Origin of the sequence: Planktothrix paucivesiculata PCC 9631 (assembly GCF_900009265.2) — a bacterium.
Taxonomy (GTDB): Bacteria; Cyanobacteriota; Cyanobacteriia; order Cyanobacteriales; family Microcoleaceae; genus Planktothrix; species Planktothrix paucivesiculata.
This window is the reverse complement of the sequence record NZ_LR735016.1, coordinates 1-11,608: the sequence shown is the minus strand read 5'-3', so window position 1 is coordinate 11,608 and position 11,608 is coordinate 1. Positions and strand designations below refer to the sequence as shown.

General features: G+C 40.6%; 10 protein-coding genes. 2 read left to right on the top strand and 8 right to left on the bottom strand.

Annotated features, from left to right (window positions below):
* Window positions 1-36: 36 nt before the first annotated feature.
* The 6 genes from PL9631_RS13075 to rpe form a co-directional block, all read right to left on the bottom strand.
* Window positions 37-1,266 carry an adenylate/guanylate cyclase domain-containing protein gene (locus PL9631_RS13075; protein ID WP_083620951.1) on the bottom strand — a complete coding sequence of 410 codons (1,230 nt, stop codon included), beginning with the start codon at window positions 1,264-1,266 and terminating at the stop codon, window positions 37-39.
* Between the two features lie 263 nt (window positions 1,267-1,529).
* A complete protein-coding gene (locus tag PL9631_RS13070) occupies window positions 1,530-1,952 on the bottom strand; it encodes a QcrA and Rieske domain-containing protein (protein ID WP_083620949.1) in 423 nt (140 codons plus the stop codon).
* A 108-nt stretch (window positions 1,953-2,060) separates the two neighbouring features.
* The gene (locus tag PL9631_RS13065; protein WP_083620947.1) at window positions 2,061-2,771 is read right to left on the bottom strand and encodes a rubrerythrin family protein; all 711 of its coding nucleotides are present in this window, start codon (window positions 2,769-2,771) and stop codon (window positions 2,061-2,063) included.
* 178 nt (window positions 2,772-2,949) lie between these two features.
* Complete coding sequence (locus tag PL9631_RS13060) at window positions 2,950-3,741, bottom strand: peptidoglycan-binding domain-containing protein (protein ID WP_083621202.1); 792 nt, start codon at window positions 3,739-3,741, stop codon at window positions 2,950-2,952.
* A gap of 103 nt (window positions 3,742-3,844) precedes the next feature.
* A complete protein-coding gene (locus PL9631_RS13055; RefSeq protein ID WP_083620945.1) occupies window positions 3,845-5,077 on the bottom strand; it encodes an RNA-guided endonuclease InsQ/TnpB family protein in 1,233 nt (410 codons plus the stop codon).
* Window positions 5,078-5,358: 281 nt separating this feature from the next.
* Window positions 5,359-6,060: a ribulose-phosphate 3-epimerase gene (gene rpe, locus PL9631_RS13050; protein ID WP_083620943.1), complete on the bottom strand. Its 702-nt coding sequence runs from the start codon at window positions 6,058-6,060 to the stop codon at window positions 5,359-5,361.
* Between the two features lie 125 nt (window positions 6,061-6,185).
* Here rpe and PL9631_RS13045 point away from each other — a divergent pair, with 125 nt between their 5' ends.
* Window positions 6,186-6,560 carry a hypothetical protein gene (locus tag PL9631_RS13045; protein ID WP_083620941.1) on the top strand — a complete coding sequence of 125 codons (375 nt, stop codon included), beginning with the start codon at window positions 6,186-6,188 and terminating at the stop codon, window positions 6,558-6,560.
* An 83-nt stretch (window positions 6,561-6,643) separates the two neighbouring features.
* Window positions 6,644-8,092, top strand: coding sequence for an LCP family protein (locus tag PL9631_RS13040; protein ID WP_231516722.1), 1,449 nt, complete (start codon window positions 6,644-6,646; stop codon window positions 8,090-8,092).
* A 237-nt stretch (window positions 8,093-8,329) separates the two neighbouring features.
* On the opposite strand, the gene PL9631_RS13035 is transcribed toward PL9631_RS13040, so the two are convergent.
* Together PL9631_RS13035 and PL9631_RS13030 are read right to left on the bottom strand one after the other, a co-directional pair.
* Window positions 8,330-9,811, bottom strand: a complete 1,482-nt coding sequence (locus PL9631_RS13035; protein WP_083620939.1) for a M16 family metallopeptidase — start codon at window positions 9,809-9,811, stop codon at window positions 8,330-8,332.
* A gap of 47 nt (window positions 9,812-9,858) precedes the next feature.
* The gene (locus PL9631_RS13030; protein ID WP_231516728.1) at window positions 9,859-11,334 is read right to left on the bottom strand and encodes a M16 family metallopeptidase; all 1,476 of its coding nucleotides are present in this window, start codon (window positions 11,332-11,334) and stop codon (window positions 9,859-9,861) included.
* Between the last annotated feature and the right edge of the window lie 274 nt (window positions 11,335-11,608).

Below are 11,608 nucleotides of genomic sequence, written 5' to 3'. Positions count from 1 at the left end.
CCTCTCCCAACTGGGTAATTTATTTTGTGCAACTACTTAACTGTTTAAACGCCAAGCGATTAAAGGTTCGACTTTTCCTTTAACAAAAATTGGATCACAAGGTTGAACATTGAGTTGATGATTTAAGGCTTGATAAATGGCATCAGACAGGGTAATTTGTCCAGCCGGAGTAATACCTTCCAAACGTTTACCCGTATTAACCACATCTCCAATAACTGTGTAGGTTCTAACGTCCTTCCCTCCAAATAATCCCTCAATTACTTCTCCACAATGAATACTACAACCCGCGCCTAAACCATAGGGATTTAGAAGGGTTTTAGCTGCCTCTTGCATCGCTTGAGCCGCTCGAAGACCCTGTTGTGGGGTGGAATAAATAGCCATAATTTCATCCCCAGCGAGGGTAATTTTTAAGGGATGATATCGTGAAGATTCCGGTTCTACTGTTTGATAATAATGGTTTAAAACTTGGGCGGCTATATCGGGTGTTGTTTGTTCACACCATTGGGTAAAACCTCGAATATCCATAAATAAAATAGTGCGATCACATTGTTGAAATGCTAAGGCTTCAGGATTATTTAAAGCCGTTGCTACCATATAACTTCCCATCCCCCATTCTGCCATATTTCCTAATAGTCTTGCCGTCTGTTGGAGTTGAATTCGCTGTTGTGAGAGTTGAAACGCTTGTAAACCGAGAAGTAACCCAATTAAAATCAGACTTAAGGTTAAAAATGAGTGGGTTTTACTTTGAAGAAAATGCAGAAAAGTTTTACCATATAATCGATTAGAATCTTTAGAAATTTCAACGACAATATAAAAAGCAATAATCATTAAAGTTCTGGTTATGCTTTCCAGAGGAAAAAATAACCAATCAGCGTTTAATTTCCCATGAAATCTTAATCCCTGGAGGGTAGCAATAACCAAAGAAAATATTAAGAATACCAGATGAATAGGTTCTTTAAAAAACATGACTCCATCAATGGGTAAATCCATTGCGGTGTACAAACCAACGCCGACCAAATTTCCCCAAAACCGATTAGAATTGGGACGAGAAAGAACCCATGCTTGGACTAACATGGCTACAATTAATAAATATTCGGTGGGGTTAGTAAAATATTCAATCCAACTTTTAGAAATAATAGTAGAGAGACTTTTCAAGATCAAAAAATAACCACTGTTACTCAAAAGCTCACCCCAAAAAGCACTCCAACGATTTCCTGTAAATAGAGATTCTAAAAGGGGTTTGAAGGAATTAGATGATGTATACATGAGTTCATAGTTTAATACTAATATCAGTTTTTAGATTTATTCTTTCACACAGACTGCTTTACACTGATTTTTTCAACGTCAGCTTTATTCAGATCAACAGTTTATATTTTATAGACTCTGAATAGAGATTTTTTTAAATCCTTAGCACCCCGAACCGTCAATACTTATATTAGAAAGCCAGACAATCATATTATAACATATATTCTGCTGCTTGATATCAGTGATTAATTGCTGAACTTCATTCGTCGTAATTCCTCTGTCAATTAACTCAGTTTGACCAAAATTATATTCCCTTCTACTTTAGCAAGATAAGGTTTTAATTCCCTATCAGCAGGCCCTTTAATCACCTGACCATCTGGGGTGAATTGGGAAGCGTGACAAGGACAGCCAAACTCTTTTTTACTCGCTTCCCATTTGACAATACAATCTAAATGGGGACAAGTAGGATTAACAGCAAAAACTTCTTGTATATTTTTAGGATTACGAATAATTAAAGCCGGAAGTTGAGAATTAAAAATAGATCCCTTTTCATCCAGTTCTTGAATTGTACCTGCGACGGTAAAACCATCGGGACGAGTGGCAATATTAGCAGTATTTTCAGGATTAGAACAAGCAGCCAAAGCCACGGGAAAGGAACTGGCTAAACTTCCAACACCAACCCAGGCTAAAAAAGTTCTACGGTTCATAAATCAACTCAGAAATTTTACGGATTATATATAGAGGCATTTTATAAAACGCCTCTATACTATACAATAGAATTTAAACGACAGAATTATAAAAAACAGATTAAAACATCAAGAAACACTGAAGAAAAGATTTTCAGCCGTATTACAATCAGGGCAGTTTGTAAAATCTAAAGCATTAGTTGTAAAACCGCATTCAGGACAGACATAAAAAGTCATTTTAGCTTCTTGCCAATCGGCTAAATTATTCTGAGCTAGAGTATAAAATTTAGCGTGTTGTTTTTCGGCATCTACCGCATAGGTAAAGGTGACAACCGCCTCTTTATTGCCTTCAGCACGGGCTTGTTTAATAAATTCAGGATACATTGTATCTCGTTCATAGGATTCTCCCTTAATCGCTTCTTGTAGATTTTCGGCCGTGGATTTTATGGTGGGAGTTTCAATTTTGGCTTGGGGTGTACCGCCAAATTTCCGAATGACTGTGGCATGATTAGCAGCATGAATCGCTTCTGCATCAGCCGCAGCATTAAATAAAGAAGCCGCTTGTAGATATCCTTCGTCCGTTGCTTGTTTAGCAAAAGCTAAATAACGAGCATGGGCATTAGATTCGCCATTATAAGCGGCCTGTAAGTTTTTTAGGGTGACGGATTCTGTATGAGCAACAGGAGTAGCGGAGGCTTCAGCTTGGGGTGTCGCAGGAACAGTTGTAGCTGCGGGTGGAGTGGAATTACAACCGACCAAACTTAACCCGCTTAAAAGAGTTACAGTGACTAGACTAGCGGTTTGACGAAATAGGGGACGAAATTTTAAGGAATAGTTCATTAGATGGGGTTTCCTTAGTCAGTATTGAACAGTTGAATTTTCTATTACTTAACTTGAAGGTAAACCCAAAAAGTGACAATCTAGTGACAAAGAAAGAGAGTCACAAAAAAAGAGAGATAAAAAAAGAGAGACAAAAAAAAGAGAGACGCGCCGTGGCACGTCTCTACGAGAATGGTATTTAATTTGTGAATCCTTCCAAATTAAATACTTTTTCTTCGGAATTAACCTCTAAATCTGGGGTTTCTTCTTGCATCAAATTAGGACTTTCTTCCGTTAACTGAGTGGGGGTTTCTGGAAGCAATGAGTCACTATTTAAAGCCTTCCAAGTCTGTTGATTCACTTGATTACTGGTTTCTAAACCTTGGGCAATTTGAAACTCATGTAATGCCGTCAGGGTGCGAGAGCCCAAAATCCCATCAACCGGGCCAGGACGATAACCTTTTGCTGTCAAACGTTCCTGTAGCAGTTGCACATCGCTTCCCCGAGAACCCCTTGATAAAACGCTATCTTCCTTAACTGTAACCGAACTGGCAACTTGAGGTTCTGCCGATAGAGCTTGCCAGGTGTCGCGGTCTACAGCCCCGGTCACTTCTAATCCTTTAGCTTGTTGAAACGACCGAACCGAAGCCGTCGTCCGGGGGCCAAAAACACTATCAATTTTCCCTGGGGTGAACCCATGGGCTTTTAACCGTTGTTGTAACCCGGTGACTTGGGAGCCTTGAGTGCCTTGGGATAAGACCCGTTCCCGACGCCGGGGAGCTTGAGTTTCAGATTGATAGAAGGGTTGAGAAAACAGTTCCCGTCTGGCGGTTTCTGTGTCTGTAGGGTTGGCGTTTACCCGGGAATTGCCTTCCTCGCGCCAGGATTCCGTCACCCCTAAACTAGAACCTGATGTGGCAAAGGCAACGGGAGCAAACACAGGAAGAACCAAAGAAAACAAGCCCGCAATAATGGCAGTTTTAATACCCATGACTTCTAATCCTATTTTTATAAAGTTGATCTTAACTAAATTTAAGTTTCTGAATTGAATTTTATCATCAGGATGCCAGTTAGAAAAGGGATCATTTAGTGAACTACCCACACTGACTGGGAGTACCAAGTACAGTGTCGGCTTCTGTACTCACAGGCGAATGCCCCATCTTAGACTTTCGCCCCAGATAGGGTCTGACATCCCCTCCTACAGCAGAGACGGCTGAACCATCCGTCTTTAGGATTCTGATCCCCTCTGCTCTAATATTCATAGCTGCGTTTCCATCTCGGTCATGATCAGTACCACAATTAGGACAAGTCCATTCACGAACATCTAATGGCATCTCATTCACTTGATATAAACAATTAGAACAGAGTTTGGAACTAGGAAACCATCTATCTATCTCAACTAACTTAGCGCCTTTTCGTTCTAGTTTGTAAGCTAAGAAATTAGTGAAAGTTCCCCATCCACAATCAGATATTGATTTTGCCAATTTATGATTACGAACCATGCCTTTGACATGAAGATTCTCTACTATAACAGCTTGGCTATCGCTGACCAACTTATGACTAAGTTTATGTAGAAAACCTTGCCGGGAATTACTCACTCGTTCGTATACCTTAGCAACAATTTTTCTATACTTTTGTCTTGATTTACTTCCTTTTTGTTTACGCGCTAACTTTTTCTGTTTGCGTTTAAGATTTTTTTCATGTTGGGCTAAGTGTTTAGGATTGTCATATTTAGAGACCTTTTCACCATCAGTTACAACTGCAAAGTGTTTGATTCCTAGGTCAATACCATAGATTTTACCTTCTGAAACAGTAGGGTTTTCCCCTTCAATTTCTGTCAGGATAGATGCTAAATATTTGCCTGATGGTGTTTTACTAACAGTTACAGTCTTGATTTTCCCTTCAATGGGTCTATGTATTTTGGCTTTGATTATCCCAATATTGCCGGGAAGTTTGACATTACCATCAACAATTTTGACGTTTTGAGGGTATTGGACAGACTGTTTACCATGCTTAGATTTGAACTTAGGAAATCGGGCACGTTTCTCAAAAAAGTTTTTGTAGGCTGTAGTTAGATTAAGTGTTGTAGCTTGTAAAACTTGGCTATAACAATCGGCTAACCACAGGGTATCTTCGGCTTTTTTGAGTCTGGGGAGAAATGCGTTGAGTGCTGCACGTCCAAGTCCTTTACCCGTTTCTTTATAAGTCTCAATAGATTTGTTCAGAGCATAATTCCACCACCAACGGGCGCAACCAAATGTTTGAGCTAGTTGTATTTCTTGTTCTTTTGATGGATATAAACGGACTTGCACAACTTTGTGTAACACTCAGCATCACCTCCAGCGATAACAATACTTTAACGCCAATTGATATTCTGGTGAAGTAGTTCAATCAAATAATTGGTGATTCCTCATACAGCCAGCATTTGTTTTTGCCTAGCAAAAAAGCCATACTAGAAATCGTTATCACCAGCCTTATATCCCACCACTGATTCGGATTACCAAATTCAGTGGGGGACTTACGGCGTAATAGTTAAATTTTTACAAAAAATTAACCCTCTTGATACTCAAGGGGGTTAATAATATAGAAAAATCCGCTCAAATTCAGATTAGACCGTTGCTAACTCAGGGCTAGGACGTTTGCTATGGCGAATTCCTTCAATCGCTTTGGCATAATCCGGGGCATTGAACACTGCTGAACCCGCAACAATGGCGTTAGCACCCGCTTCTAAGACTTGCCAAGTATTATCGACTTTCAGACCGCCATCGACTTCAATCCAGGGATTTAAACCCCGTTCGTCGCACATTTGACGGAGGGCGCGAATTTTCGGCACCATTCCGGGGATAAATTTCTGACCGCCAAAACCGGGGTTAACACTCATGATTAACACCAAGTCACAAAGTTCTAAGACATATTCAATTAATTCTAAGGGAGTAGAAGGATTCAGAACCACACCCGCTTGTTTACCCAGTTCTCGAATTTGACCAAGGGTTCGGTGTAAGTGGGGAGAAGCATTGTGTTCGGCGTGAACCGAAATAATATCAGCGCCCGCTTTGGCAAACCCTTCGACATATTTCTCGGGTTCGACAATCATTAAGTGAACATCCAGGGGTTTTTTAGTCACGGGACGAATGGCTTCCACAATTAATGGCCCAATGGTAATATTGGGAACGAAGCGACCATCCATTACATCAACATGAATCCAATCGGCGCCAGCTTCATCCACCGCCCGAATTTCTTCACCAAGACGACTAAAATCTGCTGATAATATGGAGGGGGAAATAACAATCGGTTTCTGGGTTGCGGTCATGGGGTAATCTGTTCTCCTGCATCTGAAGTTGTCACCATTGTATCAGAATCGGGGTATTGAGTTGGCGGGTTTGGGGTGTTCACGCAATATTTTCTGTTTTCGCTGCTTACTTGATTTTTTGTTCTATGAAAACCAATCCCCTCTATGAAAGTCCTGAAGATGAACGGTTACAGTTGTTTGTTTATTTAATCCCTATATTGGGTTTTTTCCCGGCCTTGTGGACACTATATCGACACGAAGGAACAAAACAACAACAGGCTGTGAGTCGATTAGTAATTGTGTTAGCGTTCAGTTGGTTAACTGCACTGATCTTGTTAGAAACTGGAGCCTATAGTGCGGAATCGATCTCCCTGCCGATGTTATTAACCAGTAGTCTGTTGACAAGCAGTTATTTTATTGTCAGTTTAGGGTTAATGATTAAGGTCTGGAAACGTCAACCAATATGGCTTCCGGGAATTAGTCGAATTTCTGAACAAGTATTAGGCAAACATCTGCCATAATAGGTTGGTTCTTAAACCATCCCTGGTTTTGCCATCCGTCGATTATCCCTAAAAAATTATTTATTGAGTGTGTGAGGAAGTCTGTGTCAGCACCAAGATATCAGAGTCAAAAACCATTGCCCAACCCATCAAAACCCAATCTGAGGAAATTAGCTCAATCGAGTCCCGGACGCTGGTTAGGACTGGGTTTGGGTCTGGCTGGAGTCGCGATGATTTCAGCCACCGCCGGAGCTTTATTAGCGGTTTCCCTATCGACCACACCCCTATTACAGCAAAAGTTAACCCCCGAAGAAGCGGCGGTGTTTTCCCAAGGTCAAATGGCCACCACCAATATGAAACTCCCAGAATTAACCCGTCCGGTGAATATTCTGGTGATGGGGGTGAAGGTTTTAACCTCAGATTTGGAAGATGATTCTCACCCGGAGTTGGGATACCATGCCTTAGTGGATTCCTTTAAAGGGTTATCGGATACAATGCTATTAATTCGCTTTGATCCGGCTAACAAACAATTAAAAGTATTATCGATTCCCCGGGACACTCGGACGTATGTGGAAGGTCGGGGAATGACTAAAATTAATGATGCCAACTATTATGGCGGCCCGGCTTTAAGTGCTAAAGCGGCGAGTGAATTATTAGGGGGTGTGGGAATAGACCGTTATGTGCGGGTGAATGTGCAAGGGGTGGAAAAATTAATTGATGCTATGGGAGGCGTGAGTATTTACGTTCCCAAGGATATGAAATATCAAGATGATAGTCAGCATCTCTATATTAATTTGAAACAAGGGGAACAACACCTAAATGGAGCGCAATCCTTACAGTTTTTACGCTTCCGTTATGATGCTTTAGGAGATATCGGACGGGTACAACGTCAACAAATGCTAATTCGGGCGTTCATGGAACAGTCATTAAATGTGACTACCCTTTCTAAACTGCCCCAGGTGGTATCAATTATTCAGTCCCATATTGATACAAATTTGAGTTTGGAAGAATTAGTTGCTTTAGTTAATTTTGCCACGAATATTAAGCGGGAAAATGTGCAAATGCTCATGGTTCCCGGTCAATTTAGTGACCCGAAAGAATATCGAGCCAGCTATTGGCTACCTGATGCAGCCCGTTTAGAAAATGTAGTGGCTCAACATTTTGATTTTGGTCAGGATGTTTGGAAATTTGAGAATATTGATCCCAAAGATCTCAGAATTGCGATTCAAGATAGTAATGATAGTTCTGATGCTATTGATAAATTAGTGGGGACTTTAAATGATGGGGGTTTTTGGAATGTAAAAATTTCTAAACCTTGGACAGAACCCTTAGAAGAAACTAAAATTGTGGCTCAGGATGGGGATATTAAGAGCGCTGAAGCCCTGCAAAAATCCCTGGGTTTTGGTAAGGTTGTGGTGGAAAGTACGGGATTTTTAGAATCGGATCTGACTATTCAAGTCGGAAAAGATTGGTTAAAAAAATACAATCAACCGACTCCGGCTGAGTCCCCAGCCCTTGAATTAACTCCGAATTCAAGACAACAACGATTTTAAAAGTTGGGGGGAAGGAAGTTGAGATTTTGATTTGTACGAAATTAAGGTGGGAAAAACCCACCTCAATATCGATTAGGACTTACGCACCAAACCAGGTTTCTAAACGAGAAATCTTGATTTCATCCGCAGAATCACCGGCCAGAAACCGGGTTTCTAAACGAGAAATCTTGATTTCATCCGCAGAATCACCGGCCAGAAACCCGGTTTCTTTGGTCTTGTGCGTAAGTCCTGTCGATATTAAGGATTAGGAATAGTCACATCAATGACAGTGACTTTTGACTGATCATCTAAACTGCTTAACTCCGGCTTAATCAACTCCTTATTTCCCACCACTAAAATCACTAACTTGTCAAAGTTGAGATATTGTTGGGCGACTCGTTGAACATCTTCAATGGTTGTTGCTTGAACTTGACGTTGATAATCAAAGATAAAATCCTGGGGATAACCATAATATTCATACTGCATTAAACGGGATAAAGTTTGGGCCGGATCTTCAAACTTAAAGATAAATGAATTTAGGGTGGATTCCTTAGCATAGGCTAATTCCTGCGGCTTAATCGGTTCTTTTTGTAGCTGTTGAATTTCATTTTTTAGTCCCTGAATTAAGGCAACAGTTGATTCAGAACGAGTTTGTCCTCCGGCATGAAAAACCCCAGGAAAATCATAGTCTGCACCCCAATATCCATAAACAGAATAGGCTAATCCTTGGCGCGATCGCAAATTATTAAATAACCGTCCACCAAACCCATTTAATACCCCATTCATCACCGTTAATTCGGGATAATTAGGATCACTTAATATCCCCCCCAAATGACCCATTTCTACATAACTTTGATTGAGTTGAGGTTGATCAACCAAGAAAATCCCCCCCAAATTGGCTTGAGAAACTTCAGGAAGGGGGGGAATTACGGCTTTTTGAGTCGGGTTCCAAGTTCCTAATTTTTCCTTAATTAACGCCTTCATTTTGGCGCGATCAAAATCCCCCACAATCCCCAAAATCATAGTTTCAGGATGAAAATATTTTTCATGAAAATCCACTAAATTCTCACGGGTGATATTATTCAAAGTGGAAAATTCTACGATGCGGGCATAGGGACTATCTGCACCATAAATCAGTTTAACAAACTCCCGGCCAGCAATTCCCCCGGGGTTATCATTCCGACGGGCAATTCCACCTTTAGCTTGAGTTTTAGCTAAGTCTAATTGATCTTGAGGAAACAAAGGATTACGAATAACATCCGTAAACAATCCAAATACTAAGTCTAAATCTTCTGTTAATCCTGAAAATCCCACCCGACCGGAAGTGGTATAAATTCCCGCTTCTACGAAGGCGGCTTTTTGTTCTAATAATTGATTCAATTCATCGGCGGAATGTTGACGAGTTCCCCCATTCCGCATCACTTCCCCGGTAAGACTAGCTAAACCCACTTGATCCCCAGATTCAAACCGATCTCCGGTGCGAAATAACGCACTTCCTCCGACTAAGGGAAGTTCATGATCTTCCACTAAATAAACCGTGATGCCATTCTCTAATTGATAGCGTTCATAATCAGGTAGTTGAATGGCGGGTAGGGGAGGAAAGGTTAAATCCGTGTAATGTTTGGGGGTGGAAGCGATCGCCGGAATATGGCTAAAAGCCGTAAAAAAGCAGGTCGTCAGCAACAATCCCACCCAAAAAAGTGTGGATTTTTTCCAGTTTAAGGTTTTCAAATTCAACATAGTCAATCAAAAGGTTAATCAGCAATAAAATGGGGTAAATTTAAAGTTTATTCATCGGATAATAGGCGACCAATGGTACGTTTTTGAGGTAGAAATACTTCTTGAGCCACCCGTTGAATATCTTGGGGTGTAATCGCTTCAATTTTGTCTAATTCCTCAAATAAGTTCAGCCAAGATCCGGTTTTGACTTCATATTCGACTAAGGCCGATGCCATGCCCATATTAGAATCTAAGGAGCGTAATAAATTGGCTTTAGCTTGGGTTTTAACTCGATCTAATTCGGTTTCAGATACCAATTCTGTTTTCAGTCGGTCGATTTCTTGGCGGAGGGCGATCGCCACTTGATCAACAGTATGACCGGGGGCAGGCATGGCATAAAATAACATTAAATTCGAGTATTTATTCCCCGGATATCCACTTGATCCTTGAGCAGTTAAAGCAATTTGTTGTTCTTCAACTAAGGATTTATACAAGCGAGAAGTTCGACCATAACTCAGAAGACTGGAAATCATATCATAGATCACAGAATCAGGATGATTGGCAGCCGGACTGGGATACCCTTCTAAATACCAAGGTTGAGTTTTTAAGGTTAAGGTAACTTCCCGGGTTTCGGTTTGTGGCGGTTCGACAATATTTAATTTAGGGGGTTGGGGTTTGGCGGGATAACGACCAAAATAAATTTCTGCCAAACGTTTGACTTCCATGGGGTTCACATCCCCCACAATTGCCACGGTTAAATTATTAGGAACATAGTAGGTTTCAAAGAAATTTTGCACATTTTCCCGGGTTAAATTTTCCAAGTCTTCTACATAGCCAATCACCGGACGACGGTAGGGATGGGCTGTGAAGGCGGTGGCGGAAAATTTCTCAAACATTTGACCAATAGGAGAATTATCTGTCCGCAGACGACGTTCTTCTAAAATCACTTGTTTCTCTTTATAAAATTCTCGAAATACGGGTTCTAAAAATCGTTCAGATTCTAAGGACATCCACAGTTCTAATTTATTAGCAGGAAGGCTATAAAAATAGGATGTAGCATCAGCAGAAGTCGTGGCATTTAGTCCTACACCTCCAGCTTGTGCGACAATTCTGCCAAACTCATTTTGTTGGATATATTGATCCGCTTCCAGACTTAATTTTTCTAACTCAGTGATTAATTGTTTGATTTTTTCGTTATTTCCTTCAGCTTTAGCTTGTTTAATTTGTTCAAAAATCCGATCTTGCTTTTCTAAAATTTCTTCTTCGGCTTGATAATTGGTTGTGCCAATACGCCGAGTTCCTTTAAAGGCTAAATGTTCTAAATAATGGGCGACTCCAGTTTGTCCATCGGGTTCATCCACTCCGCCCACATCGGCATAAATTAAAAAAGAAATTACCGGTGATCGATGTCTTTCTAAGACAATAAATCTCATGCCATTATCGAGGGTAAATTCGGTAATTTCCCGCTTAACTCGTTTTAAATAGGGCTGAATTGAAGAATTTGCAGGAGGAATTTCATCCGCCCAAACTGCTTGAAATCCCATCACCCAGAATAAACATAGACTTAACAGTACAACAGACAAACGTTGCCCGAGCCGGGATAGTTTATTTGTTGTTTGTTTGCCTCTGAAAAAGTAATTCCCAACCATAGATTTTTAGCGGTATAACTTAACAAAAATGCGAGAAGCAATCAAGATCTAATCTATCTTAAAATATCACAAGATCAGAATTTTAACCGTAAAAGAGATAGGACTTACGCAGGTCGCCCGAGAAACCGGGTTTTTTAGATAATATGTGGGTCACAACGAAGTATTTTCG